Source organism: Photobacterium sp. GB-50, from assembly GCF_003026755.1.
Lineage (GTDB): Bacteria > Pseudomonadota > Gammaproteobacteria > Enterobacterales > Vibrionaceae > Photobacterium.
In genome coordinates, this window is record NZ_PYNX01000002.1 from 33,815 (window position 1) to 55,828 (window position 22,014).

At 40.3% G+C, this 22,014-nt stretch carries 18 protein-coding genes and 1 tRNA gene; 15 read left to right on the top strand and 4 right to left on the bottom strand.

Annotated features, from left to right (window positions below):
• The first annotated feature begins 161 nt into the window (after window positions 1–161).
• From folC to purF, 4 genes are all read left to right on the top strand, one after another.
• Window positions 162–1,421, top strand: coding sequence for a bifunctional tetrahydrofolate synthase/dihydrofolate synthase (gene folC, locus C9J41_RS02875; RefSeq protein WP_107294187.1), 1,260 nt, complete (start codon window positions 162–164; stop codon window positions 1,419–1,421).
• A 51-nt stretch (window positions 1,422–1,472) separates the two neighbouring features.
• Window positions 1,473–2,129 carry a cell division protein DedD gene (gene dedD, locus C9J41_RS02880; RefSeq protein WP_107294188.1) on the top strand — a complete coding sequence of 219 codons (657 nt, stop codon included), beginning with the start codon at window positions 1,473–1,475 and terminating at the stop codon, window positions 2,127–2,129.
• Window positions 2,130–2,191: 62 nt separating this feature from the next.
• On the top strand, window positions 2,192–2,683 hold the full coding sequence (gene cvpA, locus C9J41_RS02885) for a colicin V production protein (RefSeq protein ID WP_006646399.1): 492 nt from the start codon (window positions 2,192–2,194) through the stop codon (window positions 2,681–2,683).
• 74 nt (window positions 2,684–2,757) lie between these two features.
• Window positions 2,758–4,275 (top strand): amidophosphoribosyltransferase, encoded by a 1,518-nt coding sequence (gene purF / locus C9J41_RS02890; protein WP_107206062.1) that lies wholly within the window; start codon window positions 2,758–2,760, stop codon window positions 4,273–4,275.
• Window positions 4,276–4,688: 413 nt separating this feature from the next.
• On the opposite strand, the gene C9J41_RS02900 is transcribed toward purF, so the two are convergent.
• Window positions 4,689–5,573 (bottom strand): LysR family transcriptional regulator, encoded by an 885-nt coding sequence (locus C9J41_RS02900; protein WP_107206063.1) that lies wholly within the window; start codon window positions 5,571–5,573, stop codon window positions 4,689–4,691.
• Window positions 5,574–5,889: 316 nt separating this feature from the next.
• Between C9J41_RS02900 and C9J41_RS02905 the strand changes: the two genes are divergently transcribed.
• Window positions 5,890–6,942: a response regulator gene (locus C9J41_RS02905; protein WP_107294290.1), complete on the top strand. Its 1,053-nt coding sequence runs from the start codon at window positions 5,890–5,892 to the stop codon at window positions 6,940–6,942.
• 53 nt (window positions 6,943–6,995) lie between these two features.
• Here C9J41_RS02905 and C9J41_RS02910 read toward each other — a convergent pair whose 3' ends face one another.
• The gene (locus tag C9J41_RS02910; RefSeq protein WP_107294189.1) at window positions 6,996–8,384 is read right to left on the bottom strand and encodes a peptide MFS transporter; all 1,389 of its coding nucleotides are present in this window, start codon (window positions 8,382–8,384) and stop codon (window positions 6,996–6,998) included.
• 453 nt (window positions 8,385–8,837) lie between these two features.
• On the opposite strand from C9J41_RS02910, the gene rfaH reads away from it, so the two are divergent.
• Entirely contained in the window at window positions 8,838–9,335 is a 498-nt protein-coding gene (gene rfaH, locus C9J41_RS02920) for a transcription/translation regulatory transformer protein RfaH (RefSeq protein ID WP_105059695.1), read from the top strand.
• 89 nt (window positions 9,336–9,424) lie between these two features.
• Window positions 9,425–10,330: a UTP--glucose-1-phosphate uridylyltransferase GalU gene (gene galU / locus C9J41_RS02925; protein ID WP_107294191.1), complete on the top strand. Its 906-nt coding sequence runs from the start codon at window positions 9,425–9,427 to the stop codon at window positions 10,328–10,330.
• 155 nt (window positions 10,331–10,485) lie between these two features.
• Here galU and folD read toward each other — a convergent pair whose 3' ends face one another.
• Window positions 10,486–11,343, bottom strand: coding sequence for a bifunctional methylenetetrahydrofolate dehydrogenase/methenyltetrahydrofolate cyclohydrolase FolD (gene folD / locus C9J41_RS02930; protein ID WP_107245750.1), 858 nt, complete (start codon window positions 11,341–11,343; stop codon window positions 10,486–10,488).
• A 296-nt stretch (window positions 11,344–11,639) separates the two neighbouring features.
• Here folD and C9J41_RS02935 point away from each other — a divergent pair.
• The 8 genes from C9J41_RS02935 to C9J41_RS02970 all read left to right on the top strand — a co-directional run bounded on the left by C9J41_RS02935 (window position 11,640) and on the right by C9J41_RS02970 (window position 21,387).
• Window positions 11,640–11,716: transfer RNA gene (locus C9J41_RS02935), tRNA-Arg, on the top strand.
• A 469-nt stretch (window positions 11,717–12,185) separates the two neighbouring features.
• Window positions 12,186–13,484 carry a trigger factor gene (gene tig, locus C9J41_RS02940; protein ID WP_105059697.1) on the top strand — a complete coding sequence of 433 codons (1,299 nt, stop codon included), beginning with the start codon at window positions 12,186–12,188 and terminating at the stop codon, window positions 13,482–13,484.
• 105 nt (window positions 13,485–13,589) lie between these two features.
• Window positions 13,590–14,213: an ATP-dependent Clp endopeptidase proteolytic subunit ClpP gene (gene clpP / locus C9J41_RS02945; RefSeq protein ID WP_005369103.1), complete on the top strand. Its 624-nt coding sequence runs from the start codon at window positions 13,590–13,592 to the stop codon at window positions 14,211–14,213.
• Window positions 14,214–14,322: 109 nt separating this feature from the next.
• Window positions 14,323–15,603 (top strand): ATP-dependent protease ATP-binding subunit ClpX, encoded by a 1,281-nt coding sequence (clpX, locus tag C9J41_RS02950; protein WP_107206068.1) that lies wholly within the window; start codon window positions 14,323–14,325, stop codon window positions 15,601–15,603.
• 192 nt (window positions 15,604–15,795) lie between these two features.
• Window positions 15,796–18,159 carry an endopeptidase La gene (lon, locus tag C9J41_RS02955; protein ID WP_105061295.1) on the top strand — a complete coding sequence of 788 codons (2,364 nt, stop codon included), beginning with the start codon at window positions 15,796–15,798 and terminating at the stop codon, window positions 18,157–18,159.
• A gap of 219 nt (window positions 18,160–18,378) precedes the next feature.
• On the top strand, window positions 18,379–18,651 hold the full coding sequence (locus C9J41_RS02960; protein WP_005369098.1) for an HU family DNA-binding protein: 273 nt from the start codon (window positions 18,379–18,381) through the stop codon (window positions 18,649–18,651).
• A gap of 411 nt (window positions 18,652–19,062) precedes the next feature.
• Window positions 19,063–20,955 (top strand): peptidylprolyl isomerase, encoded by a 1,893-nt coding sequence (gene ppiD, locus C9J41_RS02965; protein WP_107206069.1) that lies wholly within the window; start codon window positions 19,063–19,065, stop codon window positions 20,953–20,955.
• A 138-nt stretch (window positions 20,956–21,093) separates the two neighbouring features.
• On the top strand, window positions 21,094–21,387 hold the full coding sequence (locus C9J41_RS02970) for a ComEA family DNA-binding protein (RefSeq protein WP_107206070.1): 294 nt from the start codon (window positions 21,094–21,096) through the stop codon (window positions 21,385–21,387).
• 44 nt (window positions 21,388–21,431) lie between these two features.
• Here the strand turns inward: C9J41_RS02970 and rrtA are convergent, their stop codons facing one another.
• Window positions 21,432–21,968: a rhombosortase gene (gene rrtA, locus C9J41_RS02975; RefSeq protein ID WP_107206071.1), complete on the bottom strand. Its 537-nt coding sequence runs from the start codon at window positions 21,966–21,968 to the stop codon at window positions 21,432–21,434.
• Window positions 21,969–22,014 lie beyond the last annotated feature (46 nt).

Consider the following 22,014-nt stretch of genomic DNA (forward strand, 5'->3'; position numbering starts at 1 on the left):
CCGTTTAGCTAATCGCTAGGCGGTTTTTTTTTGAGTATGTAATAGCGCTATTGCCATTAACGTGGCGTTTAATCGAATTTATATCGTCATAGGTTTAAGTTATTTAAGATTCGATGGTAAATTATGGCTCAAGTAATTTATAAACAAGTGAATGATTTCTCATGTCAGGATTGACTGCACCACAAGCGACAGCCTCGCTTTCAACATGGCTGAAATATCTTGAGCAATTACATACCAGTGCAATCGATCTTGGATTAGATCGCGTTAAAGCTGTGGGTGAAAAAGCAAATCTTCTTAAACCTGCGCCTTGTGTTATTACTGTTGCGGGTACTAATGGTAAAGGTTCAACCTGTGCCATGCTAGAAGCTATCTTAATTGAAGCGGGTTATAAGGTTGGTGTTTATAGTTCTCCTCACCTTGTACGTTATAACGAACGTGTTCGTATCAATAATAAAGAGCTTGACGACGGTGAACATAGCAAAGCATTTGCAAGCGTTGAAGCAGCGCGGGGTGATATAAGTTTAAGCTTATTTGAATTTGGTACGCTTGCTGCGTTAATACTATTTAAAACACATCAAGTGGATGTTGTTGTATTGGAAGTTGGCCTTGGTGGGCGATTAGATGCCACTAATATTGTTGATCATGATGTTAGCGTGATCACCAGTCTTGCAATCGATCATGTCGATTGGCTTGGTGATAATATAGACGTAATTGGTTATGAAAAAGCAGGTATTTTCCGCTCAGGCAAACCGGCTATTTGCGGCCAACCTCATCCGCCAGCTACGGTTCCTGCTCACGCGGATGATATTGGCGCAGAATTACATCAAGTTGGTTATCAATTTGATTATCAAGTAGCCGATGACCATTGGAACTGGCAGTGTGGTGCATTTGATTTATCTCACTTGCCACTACCTAATTTACCGCTCCCTAATGCAGCCACAGCATTAATGGCTTTAGGAACGGCAGAGCTTGATATCTCGGAAGAGAATATTATTCAAGGTTTAAGTAAAGCTCAATTACCAGGACGTATGCAGCGTGTGAGTGATGATCCATTGATCATTATGGATGTCGCACATAATCCCCATTCAGCCGAGTATTTCGCTCAGCAATTAAACCGAATGAAACAAAAAGAAGGTAAGAAGCATATTCATGCTGTCGTTGCGATGCTTCACGATAAAGATATCGCGTCGACTATCGCAATGATGAAAGATGTAGTAGATCATTGGTATCCCGCTTCTTTAACGGGCCCAAGAGCGGCGACTGCCGATGAAATATTGCAGTATTTACCACCAGATTGTATGGGTTTTGATAAGCCAGAGGCTGCATTTGACCAAGCGCTAACACAAGCTAACCGAGATGATATGGTAATCGTCTTTGGCTCGTTTTACACTGTCGGGCAAATAACGAGTTATTTACGTTAATGAGTGAAAAACACTTTTATTATAAAGTGGTTAAATAGTATAGGAGTCCATGTGGCTAGCCAATTTCAAAATCGACTGATTGGTACCATTATTTTGGTAACCGTTGGCGTGATTTTTCTTCCTGATCTTTTTGATGGGCAAAAACAGCACTATAAAGAGCAGTTCGAAAGCATTCCGTTGCAGCCTAAAATGGGTGATCAAAAGGAGTTTACTCAAATACCTAACCCTGAAACGGTAAATTCGGAGCTACCTAAAGATCCTGTCACAGTAACAGTGGATAATGGTAAAGATACGGTTTCAACATCATCAGGTGATAATAATGAAACCTATACCGTTGAAGAAGATAAAGCACCTCAACCTGAACAGCCTGTTGTGCCCGTTGAGCAACCAAAAACTGTCGTAACAACCCAACCTGTTGTAAAGCCAGAGCCTGCAGTTGTGTCTGAGCAAGGATTAAAAAATAGTGGCTGGATGATCCAATTAGGTACGTTTGGTAATTTTAAGAATGCCAGCGCACTAGTGGCGAAGCTGCGATTAAATGGTTACCAGGCACATTTATTACCTAAAGATGCGCAACCGGGTCAGTATGTAAAAGTTGTTGTGGGACCCGATCTTTCAAAAGATAAGCTTTTGGCTAAGATTGATGACTTGAAAAAATTAACCGGGTTAAGTGGTAAATTGTATCAATTTAGCCCAATAAAACCTTAAGTAAACGTTTGCGTCTTCATTTTTTCTGTTAGAATACGCATCAACAAGACGAAATACACATGATGATCTGGATTGATTATGTAATTTTAGCCGTGATTGGCTTTTCCGCTTTGGTAAGTTTAATCCGTGGTTTTGTTAAAGAAGCACTTTCATTAGTTATCTGGTTTACTGCGTTTTTTGTGGCGAGTAATTTCTACCCACAGCTTGCGGTTTACTTTACAAACTTTCATGATGAAATGCTTCGCAACGGTAGCGCTATTGCCGTTTTATTTATCGCAACGCTGATTGTTGGCGCGGTAGTTAACTATGTTATTGGTCAGTTAGTACAGAAAACAGGGTTATCTGGTACTGATAGAGTTTTGGGCGTAGTTTTTGGTGGGGTTCGCGGCGTGTTAATTGTTGCGGCAGTATTGTTCTTTCTCGATGCCTTTACAGGGTTTGCAAGTGCTGATTGGTGGAAACAGTCAAAACTCATCCCACAGTTTGGCGTTGTCATTGAATGGTTTTTTTCCTATATCAAACACAGTTCAAGCTTCTTACCTAACATGAAATAGCGCCAAATTAATAGCAGTTACCAAATTTATTCGATTTGGTAACTGTATTTTTATGCACGACGAGGATTTTGGAAATGTGTGGTATTGTTGGAATCGTGGGCTCAACCCCGGTAAACCAGTCTATCTATGATGCACTTACTGTGCTGCAACATCGCGGCCAAGATGCTGCGGGTATTTGTACCTTAGAAAGCAATCGTTTCCGTCTGCGTAAAGCGAATGGTTTAGTGCGTGATGTCTTTGAAGCTAAACACATGCAACGCTTACAAGGTAATGTAGGTATCGGACACGTGCGTTATCCAACTGCGGGTAGCTCTAGTGCATCAGAAGCCCAACCGTTTTATGTTAATTCTCCTTACGGTATTTCACTGGCTCATAATGGTAATTTAACCAACGCAGCAGATATTCGTGAGACCTTATTTGAGCAAGCTAAACGTCATGTCAATACAACCTCAGATTCTGAGATTTTACTGAATATTCTGGCAAATCAACTTGAGCATTGTCCAAGTTATCCTATTAGCCCTGAGGAAATTTTTAAAGCAATCAGTGAAGTTCACCGAATTGTAAAAGGTGCGTATGCGGTTGTTGCTATGGTTATCGGTCATGGCTTAATTGCATTTCGTGATCCAAATGGTATTCGCCCTTTATGTATTGGTAAGCGTGAAGAACAAGGTAAAGCCGAATACATGGTAGCTTCAGAATCAGTGGCACTTGATGCGGTTGGTTTTGATTTTGTCCGTGATATTGCGCCTGGTGAAGCCGTTTACATCACTTTTGATGGGCAATTATTTACTCAGCAATGTGCCGATAATCCACAGTTAAATCCATGTGTATTTGAGTTTGTTTATTTTGCTCGTCCTGATTCATTTATTGATAAAGTCTCTGTTTATGGCGCGCGTTTAGCGATGGGCACCAAGCTGGGTGAAAAGATTAAACGAGAATGGGCAGATATTGATATCGATGTTGTTATTCCTATTCCAGAAACTTCTTGTGACAGTGCGCTAGAAATTGCACGTACGTTAGATAAACCTTATCGCCAAGGCTTTGTTAAAAACCGTTATGTGGGCCGTACGTTTATCATGCCAGGGCAACAAATGCGTCGTAAGTCTGTGCGTCGTAAACTCAATGCCATTCGTTCTGAATTTAAAGATAAAAATGTATTGTTAGTCGATGACTCTATTGTTCGTGGTACCACATCAGAGCAGATAATCGAAATGGCAAGAGAGGCAGGTGCGAAGAAAGTTTACTTAGCATCAGCAGCACCTGAAATTCGTTTCCCTAATGTCTATGGTATTGATATGCCAAGCGCTAATGAGTTAATTGCTCATGGTCGCGAAGTGGATGAAATTTCAAATATTATCGGTGCCGATGGTCTTATTTTCCAAGATTTACAAGATCTTGTTGATGCCGTCGCTGAAGGAAACCCTGAAATTAAATTATTTGAAACGTCTGTGTTTAATGGTAATTACGTAACCGGTGATGTGAACCAAAAGTACTTAGAGTATTTAGATTCACTACGCAGTGATGACTCGAAAAAGCAGCGTGAGATTCAGCAAGATTTAGCTAATTTAGAGTTACATAACGAAGGCATTTAAGTCTTATATGTGAGCAAATAGAGTTATAAGCCGGAGTGTAAAACTTCGGCTTTTTTATGGATAAACTCAGGCCCCAAACCATGACTCTATAAGATCACTGGCGATGTGATAATCGCCTGTCCTGCAGTAACAATTGAGCATGCATAAATAAATCCACGCTCTTTATGGATGCGCATTAATGGGGACGGCAGTATTAAGTAAATATACAGAATAAGTCAGTTCTACAAGACTTGAGATCATGAGAAAACTGAGATGCGGAAAGAGTACGCCATTCTTGGTTTTTGGGGGAGGGCAAGGTTTGTAACTGTATGTTTTTTTATGTGGGTGATTGTTCTTAACAGGATAAAAACAAAATGCCATATTAATGGCTAATATGGCATTTTTCTAAAATATTACGTTATTAATAAATGTTTTTAGTGTTTTTCTAAGTCAAAGTAGTGACTTGCAAAATCAATAAATAGACGTAATTTTTCTGGTTGGTAATCACGGTGATTATAAATCAAATATACATCACGTGGGTTTGCTGACCAGTTTTTAAGTACTTGAGTCACCTCACCAGCTGTAATGTATTTTTCCAGCATAACATCAGGCATTAACGTGATCCCTAAGCCTGCACAACACGCTTTACGTACGACGTTAAGTTCGCTTGCTTCAAAGCGACCTCGTTCATTAATCGTAACCGTTTCGCCGTTGTGGTTGTTTAGACGCCAGCGTAGTAAAGGATTACCCTTCAGTAAAACATGGTCGTGAAGATCTTGAGCATGTTTAGGCTCTGGGTTTTTCTTTAAATATTCAGGGCTAGCAACAAGAATATCTTTTACTTCATTGATACGACGAGCGATCAGTGTTGAATCTCGTTGAGGACCAATACGGAACATAACATCCCAGTCCGTCGGATCAAGTTGATCTGGCTCATTGCTCATATATAGCTGAATGCTAATTGCTGGATGTTCCAACATAAAGGCATTCAATAAAGGTTGAAGCATTACCTTGGTAATATTGGTTGGTGCGGCAATACGTAGCTTGCCCGCAGCACCTTTACACTCTTCACTAATATGTTCAGTCGTATCAAGTAACTGTTGTAGTAAAGGCGCACAGTCATGATAGAACTTTTGACCGGCTTCAGTAAGTGACAGTTTACGGGCATGACGATTAAGCAGGCGAATATTAAGGCCTTCTTCAAGTGCTTGAATTCGACGTGTCAGTGTCGCAACTGGTACCTGGGTTTTTCTAGATGCAGCGGTATAACTGCCATTTTCCACAACCATGCGGAATAAGTTTAGATCGTCAAGTTTCATAAAAAAGTCATTATTGAACGCTTATGATGAGCAATTGTATAACAAAATGAGTCAAATGCATCTCTTTTTCTTTGTTTTTCCTACTGAAATAGTATTTTTATCATGTTTATTATGGTCAATTTACCAAAATAAAGGGGTACGATAATTTGAAGTGTATTACATAAATGAATTTATTTTTATTAAATGTTCATGAATACATATTTTTTGTGGTGTTTTTTCTATGCTTAATAGAGTCGCAAAAATTAGACAGTCTTTAAGGCCTTTAATTTCAGTTTGTAATGTGCCTTAAACTAAGTAGGTATTGGTGGAGGTGGTTTTGCTAGAAGGGAAAGATGTTCTCGTTGTAGAAGACGACCCAGTATTTAGAAATATGATTGTTGGCTTTCTTGAGAGCCAAGGATGCTTGGTGCAAGAGGCTGATAATGGTTTAGAAGGGCTACGTGCATTAAAGGAGCATATTCCTGATCTGTTACTCTGCGATCTCGCTATGCCTGTTATGACAGGTATGGAGTTTGTTGAAGAAGTGTCTATTCAATATCCAATGATACCAATTATTGTTATTTCAGGAACGGGAGCAATGACAGATGTCGCTTTAGCGTTGCGACTTGGTGTTAAGGATTTCTTAATAAAGCCATTGGAAAATATTTTAATGCTGAAATCTTCTATGATCTCGGTATTAAAGGGGCAAGACAGTGCGACACATCATCGACAAGATTTTTCTAATCGATGGTTTGCTACTTCAGAGGATACAGAGCCTGTTGAAGAAGAATTGGAATGGCACATTAAAGATTTGCAAAATAACCCTAAAGCGGCGCGTGAGCTATTAGTGGGATTAATGCCTGAAACACAATCGACTTATGGGCGATGGCAGTTAAATTATTGTGTTTTACAATCCATTGATTCCCTCCCCGTTATTCTTGATTATACGTGGCTATTAGATGGTCAATTAGCCTTTTATCTTCTTGATACCAGTAGTGGTGATCATAATGCGACGGCAACAGCGTTATTAATTCGTGCTTTTTTTAATGATTATTTACGTAATCAAGGTAATTGCTTAGAAAGCTTGAGCCACTTAGTCACATTGATTGAAAAAGGGATGAAACACTCAGGTTATGCGTCACCTATCAAGGCTTTGTTTGGCGTATTTGATTTGTCTGATAGATGTTTGCATATTCTTCCTGCAGGTATTGAAGCACAACTTCGAACAAGTGATGACTCTTTTGAAGTCGCATCAGGTGAATGGCTTGGACGAGAAGCAAGGCACAATATGTTATCGAAGCTAGCATTGTCTCCCTCAGGAGGGCGTTTATCGCTAAGCCAATTGGGGCATGCTAGTTTTAGTGTGAACTTTAAAAACATTAAGATGTAAAAAAGGGCAGTGTTAGCAACACCACCCCTAAACAGATTGTTATCAGTATGCTATTACGCTTCTGCTGTTTTAACCTCTGCAGTATCATCATTAGATGAAGATTCTGCTCCATGCATCCAATTAATTAATGTATTGGATAGTAAAAGCAGTAATACCCCAGCAATCACTGCAGTAATTGCAATACCAGAGAATATTGCTAGAGGGCCGGCTTCACCAATACGTGAACCAATCTCACCTGCAATATAGTTAGCAATGGCGTTAGCACCAAACCATGCTCCCATCATTAATGACGCCAAGCGAAGAGGTGCAAGTTTTGTCACCATTGATAAACCAATCGGTGATAAACATAACTCACCAATAGTATGGAAGAAGTATGCGCCAATCAGCCATAGCATTGATGTTTTCACTGTCATATCACCGCCTTGCTCAAGCGCTGCACCGATCATACAAGCAAAGCCTAATGCTAACGAGAACATTGCTAGTGCAAATTTCACTGGTGAATTAGGTTCACTCTTACCCATTTTTACCCAAAGAGCTGCAAGAATAGGGGCACAAATAATAATGAAAAATGGATTGAGTGACTGGAACCAAGCTGCAGGCACTTCGAAACTACCAATCATACGGTTTGTGTATTCTTGAGAATAGATATTCATTAAGCCACCAGCTTGTTCAAAGCCTGCCCAGAATACGATAACAAAAGTACACATCACCATAATTACTTTCAGGCGATCACGTTCAATTTTGGTTAGAGGCTCTTTTTTACCGCTTGCGTTGTTTGCTGCATCACGAACCGCAGCTGGAACAGTACCAATATCACCTAGGTAACGTTGTGCGAAAAAAAGTTGGATCAATAGGCTGAGGAGCATACCGAAACCTGCACATAAGAAGCCTGCTTTCCAACCATAAATGGCAGAAGCTGTACCTGCAATAACACCCGCAAGTAATGAACCTATGTTGATACCCATATAGAAAATAGTAAACGCACCATCACGACGGTTATCGCCTTCTTTGTAGAGATCACCGACCATGGTTGAGATGTTTGGCTTAAATAAACCATTACCAATGATCAGGAAAGTAAGGCCTAAATAGAAAGCGTTTACAGCATGAGGATCAACGACACTGTGAGGGAGTGCGAGAGTAAATTGACCAATAGCCATTAATACGCCGCCAATAATAATTGATCGACGTTGACCTAAGTAGTTATCCGCAATCCATCCACCAATTAAAGGTGTGAAGTAGACCAGACCGGTGTAAATACCATATAGGCTTAATGCTTCTTGAGTACTCCAGCCTAAGCCGCCATCAATTGTTTTATCTGTTAAGTACAAAACTAAAATAGCGCGCATGGCGTAGTAGGAGAAACGCTCCCATAGCTCAGTTCCAAATAACAGGAACAAGCCTTTTGGGTGGCCCAATAAGGTACCACTACTATTATGACTCATAGGATTCTCTATATTATTGTGCTGGTGTGTTTGCTTATACCGGTAGTTTTATAAAGCACAATATATACGACTGCAAGTTTTTACATTTAAAGAACAAATGATAAACATTTCAACCTATTGAAAAATAAATGGTTGTGGTTTTTTCAGCCAAAATTGAAAAGTTAATTTTAAGTATGGTAATGATGATTTTATTTTTATGATTGTTAATTGCTTGGGTTTATATTTTGTTTTTTGGTTTTTCTGTGGTTCTTTTGTCTGTCTATTTGGGTTGTTCATGAATGTTACAAGTTTTGGCTGTGAAATTACTGTAAAAGTGGTGACTGTCTTGGTTTCCATCAATGAGTTGAGCAACAATAAGATCTTAAAAAATGCTTTTATCTCTAATTAGCCGCAATATAAAAAGTAGCTATTTATGTATATAATAGTGATGAATTTTAATGTTTAGGATTGATGATGAAAGATTGGTATTTGCTTTATTGTAAGCGCAGTGAACAAGAGCGTGCAGTGATCAATCTGGATCGTCAAGGTGTGGATTGCTACTACCCTCAGGTAACAGTAAAAAAAGTGAGCCGAGGTAAACGCATAGAGTCAATCGAACCATTATTTCCAAGTTATGTTTTTGTTCAATTTGACCCTGAAACGGTAAGTTATACGTCGGTGCGTTCAACGCGGGGGGTGGCTGACTTTATTCGCTGCGGCGCAATGCCACAAAAAGTACGTGAAGAACTTATCTATAACTTAATGATGAATGAAGATAGTGAAGAGCATCAACGTTTGTTGTCTATGCTCCCTCAGCCCGGTGAAAAATTAAAGTTAGAGCAAGGTAAGTTTCAAGGCCTTGAAGCTATTTACCAAGAGCCTGATGGTGAGAAACGCTCATTTATGTTGATTAACTTGTTAGGTAAGCCTGTGAAAGTAAGTGTTGAGAATACTGATTTACTTAAAAAATAATCATTTTTCTCTATAAGTTAGAGCTCTCTTTTGCTTATTTTAAAGCCATCGAATACGATGTTTACAAATACAATATACTGGAAAAAAAATTGAATACTTCATTAGTGCGTAAAGCTGTTATTCCTGTTGCTGGTCTGGGGACTCGAATGTTACCTGCAACTAAAGCTATTCCAAAAGAGATGCTTCCAATTGTCGATAAGCCGCTTATTCAGCATGTAGTGAATGAGTGTGTTGCTGCGGGAATTAAAGAAATTATTTTAGTGACGCATTCTTCAAAAAATTCGATTGAGAACCACTTTGACACTTCTTTTGAATTAGAAGCGACATTAGAAGCGCGCGTGAAACGCCAGCTACTTGAAGAAGTACAAGCGATTTGTCCCCCTGATGTGACCATTATGCATGTACGTCAAGGGCAAGCTAAAGGTTTAGGTCATGCAGTACTATGTGCACATCCCCTTGTTGGTGATGCACCTTTTGCTGTTGTTTTACCTGACGTGATTTTGGATGATGCTGCGAGCGATTTACGTTGCGATAATATGGCAGCCATGGTGAAAATGTTCAACGAGACTAAAGTGAGTCAGGTGATGGTTGAACCTGTTCCTATGTCTGAAGTGTCAAACTATGGTGTTGCGGATATTAATGGTGTGGAATTACATGCTGGCGAATCTGCACCGATGACAAAGGTTGTTGAGAAGCCTTCAGTTGAAGACGCGCCTTCTAATTTAGCTATTGTCGGTCGTTACATACTTCCAGCGGAAATTTGGGCATTATTAGCCCGTACGCCTGTTGGCGCGGGTGATGAAATTCAATTGACCGATGCTATCGATATGCTAATGCAATCTCAACAAGTGAATGCATTTCATATGTCAGGCGTAAGCCATGATTGTGGTAGTAAAATTGGTTACATGAAAGCGTTTGTTGAGTACGGTTTGCGCCATAATCAATTTGGTGAAGAATTTACAGCGTATGTCAAACAACTAGCTAAAAGCTTATAGTCGACGCCATAAATTGTATAATCAAAAGAAAAAGCGATGGTGTTCCATCGCTTTTTTTATTTATTCTATTTGTTAATAAGAAGAGGACTGCTAATTTAAAATAGCATTGTTTTGGAGAATAAAAGAGCAATAGGTATCACTCTTTTTATTACCAATTATTCGCCGTGAAACTGCTCGCAAGCTAACATAGTATTTTCTATTAATGTTGCGACTGTCATTGGGCCGACACCGCCAGGGACTGGAGTGATATGTTTTGCTCTTTGGTTGGCAATATCAAATTCAACATCACCACATAATTTACCATTATCTAATCGGTTAATACCCACATCAATGACGGTAGCCCCTTCTTTAATCCAAGCGCCAGGAATAAAGTTAGGTTTACCTACAGCGACGACAAGGATATCTGCACGACGAACATGGCTCTCAAGATCTTGAGTAAAACGGTGACAAGTTGTTGTTGTAGCCCCTGCTAATAATAATTCGAGTGTCATCGGGCGACCTACAATATTAGAAGCGCCAACAATAATCGCTTCTTTCCCTCGTACCGGAATATTGTAACGTTCTAAGAGAGTCATAATACCTTTAGGGGTACAAGAGCGTAGTTTTGGGATACGTTGACTTAAGCGTCCGACATTGTATGGATGGAAGCCATCAACATCTTTTTCAGGATCAATACGCTCTAAAATTCGTGTGCTATCCATACCAGCTGGTAATGGAAGTTGGACTAAAATGCCATCAATCGTTGGATCGAGATTTAATTCGTCAATAAGAAGTAATAACTCTTCTTCTGAGGCTGTTGGTGGTAGATCGAATGATTTAGAGACAAAGCCGACTTCTTCACAGGCTTTTCGCTTACTACCGACATAAATTTGAGAAGCAGGATCTTGACCTACGAGCACAACAGCTAAGCCGGGTGCACGAAGACCAGCATCTTTACGAGCTTTCACTCTAGCGGCAACTTCCTGTCGAACTGTTTGGGATATTAATTTCCCATCAATAATTTGGGCGGTCATGGTAATCCTTTTTATATAGGCTAAGCATGTGGACGCTATTATTGTGTCAGAAAATGATTACTTTAGCTATAACGCAAACGTTTGCTTTTTGTTTGTTTAATAATGGCGAACAATCTTAAGTGTTTATCGTTGAAGGGAATAGGTATCTACAATTGCACTGAAAAAACTGAAAATAAAACAGATTGCTTTAACTTTAATCGCTTGGCGGTTTAAATCATGAAATTTAAAGTAAACGTATTGACCTAAATGATTAGCAACGTATAATCCTGCCTCGTAACGCCATGTTACACAATGATGCGCCCTTAGCTCAGCTGGATAGAGCACGTCCCTTCTAAGGATGTGGTCGCAGGTTCGAATCCTGCAGGGCGTGCCATTCTCTCTTCTTTATATATAAGATCCAAAATCTAATTCATTTCTAAGCTTTTTTAATACAAAAATCACTCTGTAGTTAGTCTTATAACGGCATAAAAAATGCTTTCTCTGTTACGTCATATTTGCGTTAATTCGACTGTTTTTCCAACATTTGAACCCAAAAAACGCAGAGATCTATGATTATTTTCTCCTTACCCCTTGAAATGTTCGTTATAGACCCTATCTTGTGTTTCAGTTGTAGAGCTAGATAGCAGTTTAGTCTATCTCACCTCGACGCCACCTAAGTGTGTCGTTATAATAACGCGCTTTAATTTCTAAGTTGGATGAGTATATCTGACAGTTTAGAAATAAAGTAAAAGAATTGAGGCGTTATGGTTTTCGAGCCGTAACACGAAAAGGATGCCACCGTCAGTAAATGGCTGTTCGGCAACATCACTCAGAAAGCTGAGTAAGTTTTGAGGTTAAATATAATGCAAGTTACCGTTGAAACCACTGAAGGCCTAGAACGCCAACTAACAATCACTGTTCCTGCTGCAAACATCGAAGATGCAGTAACAGCTGAACTAAAGAAAATTGCTAAAACTCGTCGTTTCGACGGTTTCCGCCCTGGTAAAGCACCAATTAAGATGGTTGCTAAAATGTTTGGCGCATCAGTACGTCAAGACATCCTAGGTGAAGTAATGCACCGTCACTTTATCGAAGCTATCGTTAAAGAGAAAATCAATCCAGCAGGCGCGCCAACATTTACTCCAGTAGAAGTTGCTGAAGGTAAAGACCTAGTATTCAAAGCGACTTTCGAAGTATTTCCTGAGATCGCACTTCAAGGTCTAGATAAAGTTGTTGTTGAGAAGCCAGTTGTTGAAGTAACTGAAGCTGACGTTGATACAATGCTTGATACTCTACGTAAGCAACAAGCTACGTGGACTGAAGTAGATGCAGCCGCTGATGCAAACAGCCGTGTAACTATCGACTTCGTTGGTACTATCGACGGTGAAGAGTTCGAGGGCGGTAAAGCTGAAGGTTTCGCACTTGCTATGGGCCAAGGTCGTATGATCCCTGGTTTCGAAGAAGGCGTTGTAGGTAAAAAAGCGGGTGAAGAGTTTACTGTTGAAGTAACGTTCCCTGAAGAATACCACGCTGAAAACCTAAAAGGTAAAGCTGCAGCATTCGCTATTAAACTTCACAAAGTTGAAGCACAAGAGCTTCCTGAACTAACTGAAGAGTTCGTTGCTAAGTTCGGCGTTGAAGACGGTTCTGTTGACGGTCTTAAAGCTGAAGTTCGTAAGAACATGGAGCGTGAGCTTAAGCAAGCTGTTAAAGGTCGCATCAAAGATCAAGTTCTTAACGGTCTTGTTGAGCAAAACGACATCACAGTTCCTGCTGCACTTATCGATCAAGAAATCGAAGCACTACGTCAGCAAGCTGCACAACGTTTTGGCGGTGATGCTAAGAACATGCCTGAACTACCACGTGAGTTGTTCGAAGAGCAAGCTAAACGTCGTGTAGTTGTAGGTCTTCTAGTTGGTGAAGTGATCAAGTCAGAAGAGCTAAAAGCAGACGAAGAGCGCGTTAAAGCAATCATCGCTGAAATGGCTTCTGCATACGAAGATCCATCAGAAGTAGTTAAATACTACGAAACTAACGAACAGCTAATGAACAACATGCGTAATGTTGCTCTAGAAGAGCAAGCGATTGACGCACTTCTAGCTAAAGCACAGGTTTCTGATAAAGACGTTAGCTTCAACGAGCTAATGAATCCTGCTGCTTAATTTGCTGAAATTGATGTAGAGATTTGACATTATCTCAAGTCTTCTGCTAACAATGGTCCGTGTGAGTCATTTCATTCGGGCCATTTATTTTAGGGAAATAACGTTATGAGCTACCAAGAAAAAAACGCCATGTCACCAATTTTGGATGCGCTGGTACCTATGGTGGTCGAGCAGACTTCTCGTGGTGAGCGTTCTTATGATATCTATTCTCGTCTCTTAAAAGAGCGTGTGATTTTCTTAACTGGTCAGGTTGAAGATCACATGGCTAATTTAGTAGTAGCACAGCTACTATTTTTAGAGTCAGAAAACCCAGATAAAGACATCTTCCTATACATCAACTCTCCAGGTGGTTCTGTTACTGCGGGTATGTCAATTTATGACACTATGCAGTTCATTAAGCCAAATGTGAGTACTGTATGTATGGGTCAAGCATGTTCAATGGGAGCATTCTTACTTGCTGGTGGTGCGAAAGGTAAGCGTTACTGTCTACCGAACTCACGTGTAATGATTCACCAGCCATTAGGTGGTTTCCAAGGACAAGCATCGGATATTCAAATCCATGCACAAGAAATTCTAACAATCAAACAACGTCTAAACGGTTTATTGGCTGAACATACAGGCCAACCACTAGAGGTTGTTGAGCGTGATACTGACCGTGATAACTTTATGTCTGCAGAACAAGCTGTAGAATATGGTTTAGTGGATGCCGTGTTGAGTCAACGTGACTAAGTACTTATTTCGCTGATTAACTCTAGATAGTTAACGCAGCAAAATAAGCCGACTTGTTATACACTCAAGACAAGGCAATGATGGGAATACCCCAATAAGAGGTTAGCGAATGACAGATAAGCGAAAAGAGAGTGGTAGCAGTAAGCTATTGTATTGCTCTTTCTGCGGTAAAAGTCAGCATGAAGTTCGCAAGCTGATTGCAGGCCCTTCTGTTTATATTTGTGATGAATGCGTTGATTTATGCAACGATATTATTCGCGAAGAAATTAAAGAAGTGATGCCTAAACGCGATGGCGATGAACTGCCGACTCCGCAAGAAATTCGTAACAACCTAGATGATTACGTAATTGGGCAAGCACATGCGAAAAAAGTGCTAGCTGTTGCGGTATATAATCACTACAAACGTCTACGTAATGGCGATACAACTAGTGAAGGTGTTGAACTAGGTAAGAGTAACATCTTACTTATCGGCCCTACTGGTAGTGGTAAAACACTATTAGCTGAAACATTAGCACGAATGTTAGATGTTCCATTTACGATGGCTGACGCAACCACGCTGACTGAAGCGGGTTATGTGGGTGAAGACGTAGAAAATATTATCCAGAAATTGCTACAGAAATGTGATTACGACGTGGCGAAAGCTGAACGTGGTATTGTTTACATTGATGAAATCGATAAGATTTCTCGCAAATCAGATAACCCATCGATTACTCGTGATGTATCTGGTGAAGGTGTACAGCAAGCATTACTGAAGTTGATCGAAGGTACTGTTGCATCTGTGCCACCACAAGGTGGTCGTAAGCATCCTCAACAAGAATTCTTACAGGTTGATACTTCTAAGATCCTATTTATCTGTGGTGGTGCATTTGCAGGCCTAGATAAAGTTGTTGAGCAGCGTGTAGCAACAGGTACTGGTATTGGCTTTGGCGCAGAAGTGCGTTCAAAAGACCAAGCCGACACATTAAGTGATCTGTTTGAAAAAGTTGAGCCTGAAGATCTTGTTAAATACGGCTTAATTCCGGAATTTATCGGTCGTCTACCAGTCACTGCAACATTAGGTGAGCTTGACGAAGAAGCTCTGGTTCAGATCCTTCGTGAGCCTAAGAACGCACTAACTAAACAGTATGCTGCGTTATTAGAGCTAGAGAATGTTGAGCTTGAGTTTCGTGATGATGCACTGGTTGCTATTGCACGTAAAGCAATGGAACGTAAAACAGGTGCTCGTGGCCTACGATCTATTGTGGAAGCGGTACTGCTTGATACTATGTATGAGCTCCCGTCTCAGCAAGGTGTAAGTAAAGTTGTTATCGATGAGTCAGTAATTAAAGGTGAGTCTGAGCCTCTACTGATTTATGAAAACACGGAAGCACCAGCAGCTGCAGCTGAGTAAGTGTCTAATAAGTGCACATAAAGGCTAAAAAAAGGAGGCATAAGCCTCCTTTTTTATTTTCTGTTACTTCTTTCGTTGAATAATCATGTTTCACCCCCATATACTCAATATAAGCTAACTTTCTAGTCGTATTAAGTAAGTGACTCAACCAGTTACTTAATACGATTAGTATTGACAGGAAGAGAGATGAATATGAACCTGGAGCGTTCTGAGCGCCTTGAGATCCCGGTTCTGCCACTACGTGACGTGGTGGTGTACCCTCATATGGTTATTCCATTGTTTGTGGGACGGGAAAAATCTATTCGTTGCCTAGAATCGGCAATGGAGAACAATAAACAGATTCTGTTGGTTGCCCAAAAAGAAGCAGCGACAGATGAACCGTCAATCACTGATCTTTATGATGTCGGTACTGTTGCAACTATTTTACAGCTATTGAAGCTACCTGACGGTACCGTAAAAGTCTTGGTTGAAGGCCAACAACGTGCCAAAGTTGAAGATTTAGCTGATGATGAGTTCTTTACTGCTCATGCTGAATATCTGGTTACGCCTGAAATGGATGAACGCGAACAAGAAGTACTTGTTCGCACCGCTATCAGCCAGTTTGAAGGCTTTATCAAGCTAAATAAAAAGATCCCGCCTGAAGTATTAACTTCACTTAACGGTATCGATGAAGCGGCCCGCCTAGCAGATACCATTGCTGCGCATATGCCGCTGAAACTGGCTGATAAGCAAAAAGTATTAGAAATCGTTGATATTACAGAACGTTTAGAGTTCTTAATGGCAATGATGGAATCCGAGATTGATTTGCTTCAAGTTGAAAAGCGTATCCGTGGACGCGTTAAGAAGCAAATGGAAAAATCTCAGCGTGAGTATTACTTAAATGAGCAAATGAAAGCTATCCAAAAAGAATTGGGTGAGCTTGATGATGCGCCAGATGAGTTTGAAGCGCTAAAGAAAAAGATTGAAGAATCTAAAATGCCAGCCGAAGCTCGTGAAAAAACCGAGCAAGAGCTGCAAAAGTTAAAAATGATGTCGCCAATGTCAGCGGAAGCAACCGTTGTTCGTGGTTACATTGATTGGATGCTAAGCGTGCCTTGGTATAAGCGCTCTAAAGTGAAGAAGAGCCTTGCAAAAGCCGAAGAAGTGCTTAATGCCGATCATTACGGCCTTGAGCGTGTGAAAGAACGCATTCTTGAGTATCTTGCAGTACAAAGCCGTGTAAACAAGCTAAAAGGCCCAATTCTATGTTTAGTTGGTCCTCCTGGTGTTGGTAAAACCTCTCTAGGTCAATCGATCGCTGCGGCAACGGGACGTAAGTACGTTCGTATGGCATTAGGTGGTGTACGTGATGAAGCGGAAATTCGTGGTCACCGTCGTACTTATATCGGTTCTATGCCTGGTAAATTGATCCAGAAAATGGCAAAAGTTGAGGTGAAAAACCCACTTTTCCTATTGGATGAAATTGATAAAATGTCATCAGATATGCGAGGCGATCCGGCTTCAGCGTTGCTAGAAGTGCTAGATCCTGAGCAAAACAGTGCATTTAATGATCACTACTTAGAAGTGGATTACGATTTATCTGATGTAATGTTCGTCGCTACATCTAATTCGATGAATATCCCAGGTCCATTGCTTGACCGTATGGAAGTTATTCGTCTATCGGGCTATACCGAAGATGAAAAGCTAAACATTGCTAAGAACCATTTACTTGATAAGCAAATTAAACGTAATGGTTTAAAAGCGGGTGAGTTGACTGTTGATGATTCTGCGATTATTGGCATCATTCGTTACTACACACGTGAAGCGGGTGTTCGTAGCCTTGAGCGTGAAATATCTAAACTTTGCCGTAAAGCAGTGAAAGAAATTTTACTTAATAAAGACATTAAACACGTTGAAATCAGCCAAGATAATTTAAAAGATTACTTAGGTGTTCAGCGTTGCGACTACGGTAAAGCTGACGAAAGTAATCGCATTGGTCAAGTAACAGGACTTGCGTGGACGGAAGTCGGTGGTGACTTATTAACCATTGAAACAGAGTCTATGCCAGGTAAAGGTAAGTTAACTTATACCGGTTCACTCGGCGATGTGATGCAAGAGTCGATTCAAGCGGCAATGACGGTGGTACGTTCTCGTGCTGAGCGTTTAGGTATTGCAGCTGATTTCTACGAAAAACGTGATATTCACGTTCACGTACCTGAAGGTGCGACACCGAAAGATGGCCCAAGTGCGGGTATTGCAATGTGTACAGCACTTGTATCTAGCCTAACGGGTAATCCTGTTCGTGCTGATGTGGCTATGACGGGTGAAATTACACTTCGTGGTGAAGTTTTACCTATCGGTGGTTTGAAAGAAAAACTATTAGCAGCACACCGCGGTGGCATTAAAACAGTGCTTATTCCCAAAGAGAACGAGCGTGATTTGGAAGAGATCCCAGAGAACGTAATCGCCGACTTGGAAGTACGTCCAGTACGTTGGATTGATGAAGTGTTAACTGTTGCACTTCAGAATAATCCAACAGGTATTGAGCTGGTAAATGCTCAAAATAGTGACCTGTAGCAAAATTACCTAAATAAAAAACGCTTTCAAAGACAAAAGTCCTTGTCAGCGTTTTTTTGTCTGGCTATAAGTTAACTCTAATCCGCGCTAAGCGATGTATTATTAAGGCCTGTTAAGTTTCTATCAACACAATCAGGTCTAGAAACAATTTATTGTCTACTATTCACAGCGTCTCAGTGACGAGTTACGGGTAGGCAAGTTCATTAAGGGGATTTAATCGTGAACAAAACTCAACTAGTAGATAAAATCGCAGAAAGCGCAGATATTTCAAAAGCATCAGCGGGTCGTGCTTTAGACGCATTCATCGAAGCGGTATCAGATACATTGAAAGACGGTGAGCAAGTTGCATTGGTTGGTTTTGGTACTTTCTCTGTACGTGAACGTGCAGCTCGTACTGGCCGTAACCCACAGACAGGTGCAGAAATTCAAATTGCAGCTGCAAAAGTACCTGGTTTTAAGCCGGGTAAAGCGCTAAAAGATTCTGTTAACTAAGAAATAGTTGGTTTTTTCTGACTGTTTTGTCATGTTATCATGGCTTAAATATTGCTACTGGAAAGGGTATACTGATCCAGTACAACAAAGGCGCATCGGTTGATGCGCTTTTTTTACTTTATAATGATGCCTATTTGACTAGGGATTTATTGTTTTGTTTCTTAACCAATATAAAGATAAAGAACATTTCATTAGTCAAATCGGTATCAAGTTATCATACTATGCGCTTTGTGGCTTATTGTGTTGGTGCTATCTTTAGTTTAAAAACTAATACAACAGGTTATTTACGTTTTAGTCAGTAACGGCTTAATAATATTGAAGGTTCGGCTATCGCGTTGATACCGATATTTTGTGCACACATTTGTAGTTCGAAACCGTGCCAGATCGAACAAGTAGGAGAGACGGCAAATTATGATGGAGCGATTGCGCGAAGGCGCTAACAGCATCTGGGTTAAGATTATTCTTAGCTTAATTATTTTTTCTTTTGTATTTGCTGGTGTCGGCAGTTATCTGGCGGGCGGTAATGAGCAAGTTGCAGCAAAAGTTAATGGTAAAGAAATTAGTCAGCGTGCATTCGAGCAGGCTTATCAAAATCAACGTAACCAAATGCAGCAACGTTTAGGTGATTACTTCTCAACACTAATGGGTGATCCTGCTTACGTACAGCAACTCCGTAATAGCGTGCTTGAGCGTATGGTTAATGATGAGTTGATTGAGCAACGCGCAACAGAGCTAGGCCTGAGTGTGAGCGATGCTCAAGTTAAGCAAGCGATTGTAGCAATGCCTGCTTTCCAAGTTAATGGTGTGTTCAATAATGAACAATATAATTTAACGTTACGTCGTGCTGGAATTTCTCCTGAGCAGTTTGCAGAGTCAATCCGTAAAGACATGCTACGTCAACAATTCTTAAGCGCATTAGAAGGCAGTGACTTCGCACTTAAAAATGAATTGAATGAACTTCGTAAACTTGAATCACAAGAGCGCGTTGTTCGTACTTTGAAGCTAAACCTTGCAGACTTTACCGATAAAGTAACGGTAACGGATGCAGAAGCTAAAGCTTATTATGATGAGAATAAAACGCAGTTTACACGCCCAGCTCAAGTGAAAGTGTCTTACATTGAACTGTCAGATAAAAATCTAGTGAACAATATTAAGATCACTGATAAAGAAGCTGAAGTGTATTACAACGAACATAAGAGCAAATACAGTACTGCTGAGAAGATTCAAGTTAGCCATATCTTAGTAAAAGGTGATAGTGATGCTTCTAAAGCAAAAGCGGAAGCATTACTGGCTGAGTTGAAAGCTGGTGCTAACTTTGCTGATGTTGCGAAAAAATCATCCGATGATACTTTCAGTGCAAAAGATGGCGGTAAGCTTGATTGGTTCGGTAAAGGTGTGATGGATCCTGCGTTTGAAAAAGCAGCATTTTCATTAGCAAAACCAGGTGATATGTCTGGCCTTGTGAAGTCACCTTATGGTTACCACATTATTTTACTGGATGGTATCGAAGAGCCTAAAGTTAAACCTTTTGCTGATGTTAAAGCTAGCATTGTCGCTGAACTTCAAGAGCAGCAAGTAGCAGAGCAATTCTATAAGCTACAAAGCAAGCTAGCTGAGACAGCATTTGAATCACCAGATTCACTAGATGAAGCAGCAGAAGCTGTAAAGGCTAAGATCATTAAAACAGGCTTTATCTCATTACAAGATGAGACCGGTGTGTTAAGTGATAAGAAAGTGCAAGAAGCATTACAAAGCCCTGAGGTTCATGATGACGGTATGAACTCTGATGTAATTGAGATTGCACCAGAGCATGTTGTTGTGGTTCGTGTTGATGATGCACGCCCTGAATCAGTGCTGCCATTTACTGATGTTGAAGCAAAAGTGAAAACACTATTGGCTCAACAAAAAGGTGAGAAGCAAGCAACTGAGAAGGCGGATTCTATCATTGCAGCATTACGTGACGGTAAGTCAGATGTTGTAGCAAAAGATGGCTTAAGTTTCTCTGGCGATCAAACCATAACACGTTCAGGTCCTGATGCTAATGTTGCACGTGTTGCGTTTACATTACCTAAACCAAAAGATGGTAAAGTGTCTTATGGTGTAACACGTGACAACAAAGGTAATGTTGAAATTATTGCATTAGATAAAGTTGTGAATGTTACACCATCGAAAGATGATGTTGATACTCAGTTTGCAACCCAAGTTGAGAATATGTTTGCTCAACAAGATCTATCAACAACACTTCAGACTTTACGTGAGTCGGCGAAAGTGACTTACCCAATGTTGGACAAACCAGCAAATTAATTGAAATTTACATTTCTATTAACGGGCCGCTATTGTGCGGCCCGTCGTTTTTTTATCTTTTATTTTTAAATAATCCCCTCATCGTCCCGCTTTTCTTTTTATCCTTTTTAAACACTCATACCAATAAAGGATAAAAATATGTTGCCATCTCGCTTGTTTAAAGCTATTTCGTTGGCTGGTGGATTAGCACTCGCCTCTTTAAGTTACGCTGCTGACAATACGCATGAAGGTATTGATATCAAAATTAATATTAACACTGCTAATGTTGAGCAATTGGATACATTGCTAATTGGCATTGGTGCTGAGAAAGCACAAGCGATAATTAATTATCGAAAAGTGCATGGTAAATTTGCGAGCGTTGATGATCTAACTAAAGTGAAAGGGATCGGTGAGGCGACTGTCGATAAAAATAGAAAGCGTATTGAATTGTAATTATTAATATTAACGGGAGCGAGCGTGCTCCCGTATATTGGTCGTCATTTAAAGCGGTTATATTCAACTTGAGCGTTGATTTTTTGCTTGATAAGCAAGGCATACAGTATGCCTGTGATTGCGCCAATCAAATGGGCTTCAGTTGCTACACGAACGCCAATCAATTCTTCAGAACTCACAGAGCCTCCAAAGTATTGTTCCCAACCTATCTTAATGATTAGCCCGAGGAGTAAGAGCCATCCCCCCCGCGTTTTTGATTGGATATCACGAATACAACCCCAAGCGAAGATGCCATGTAGTACACCTGAAAATCCAGCATACCAAGTAATACTGGTAGCAAAGAGCCCAATACCTATAGTGAACGATAAAATTAAGATCAATAAGCTATAAGACTTAGCATGAAAATGGGCACGGAAAATATAGCTAATGATTGCAAAGGCGCTAGCATTCATTGCAAGATGCACCCAATTGGTATGCGTGAAATTTCCTGATAGGATCCGCCATAATTCGCCATTGATAATGTCTTGGCGATCCCAAACTAATAATGGCTGACATTGTGGTAATTGAGCTATAACCATCATGATTATCGCAATAACAATATAATTTCGAATAGACAAGGCAACCTCA

What these genes read in the sequence shown, in the direction of transcription:
- folC (WP_107294187.1), top strand. Translation starts at nt 162, where the DNA reads ATGTCAGGATTGACTGCACCACAAGCGACAGCCTCGCTTTCAACATGG.
- cvpA (WP_006646399.1), top strand. Translation starts at nt 2,192, where the DNA reads ATGATCTGGATTGATTATGTAATTTTAGCCGTGATTGGCTTTTCCGCT.
- purF (WP_107206062.1), top strand. Translation starts at nt 2,758, where the DNA reads ATGTGTGGTATTGTTGGAATCGTGGGCTCAACCCCGGTAAACCAGTCT.
- C9J41_RS02900 (WP_107206063.1), bottom strand. Translation starts at nt 5,573, where the DNA reads ATGAAACTTGACGATCTAAACTTATTCCGCATGGTTGTGGAAAATGGC.
- C9J41_RS02910 (WP_107294189.1), bottom strand. Translation starts at nt 8,384, where the DNA reads ATGAGTCATAATAGTAGTGGTACCTTATTGGGCCACCCAAAAGGCTTG.
- rfaH (WP_105059695.1), top strand. Translation starts at nt 8,838, where the DNA reads ATGAAAGATTGGTATTTGCTTTATTGTAAGCGCAGTGAACAAGAGCGT.
- folD (WP_107245750.1), bottom strand. Translation starts at nt 11,343, where the DNA reads ATGACCGCCCAAATTATTGATGGGAAATTAATATCCCAAACAGTTCGA.
- tig (WP_105059697.1), top strand. Translation starts at nt 12,186, where the DNA reads ATGCAAGTTACCGTTGAAACCACTGAAGGCCTAGAACGCCAACTAACA.
- clpP (WP_005369103.1), top strand. Translation starts at nt 13,590, where the DNA reads ATGAGCTACCAAGAAAAAAACGCCATGTCACCAATTTTGGATGCGCTG.
- clpX (WP_107206068.1), top strand. Translation starts at nt 14,323, where the DNA reads ATGACAGATAAGCGAAAAGAGAGTGGTAGCAGTAAGCTATTGTATTGC.
- lon (WP_105061295.1), top strand. Translation starts at nt 15,796, where the DNA reads ATGAACCTGGAGCGTTCTGAGCGCCTTGAGATCCCGGTTCTGCCACTA.
- ppiD (WP_107206069.1), top strand. Translation starts at nt 19,063, where the DNA reads ATGATGGAGCGATTGCGCGAAGGCGCTAACAGCATCTGGGTTAAGATT.
- C9J41_RS02970 (WP_107206070.1), top strand. Translation starts at nt 21,094, where the DNA reads ATGTTGCCATCTCGCTTGTTTAAAGCTATTTCGTTGGCTGGTGGATTA.
- rrtA (WP_107206071.1), bottom strand. Translation starts at nt 21,968, where the DNA reads ATGATGGTTATAGCTCAATTACCACAATGTCAGCCATTATTAGTTTGG.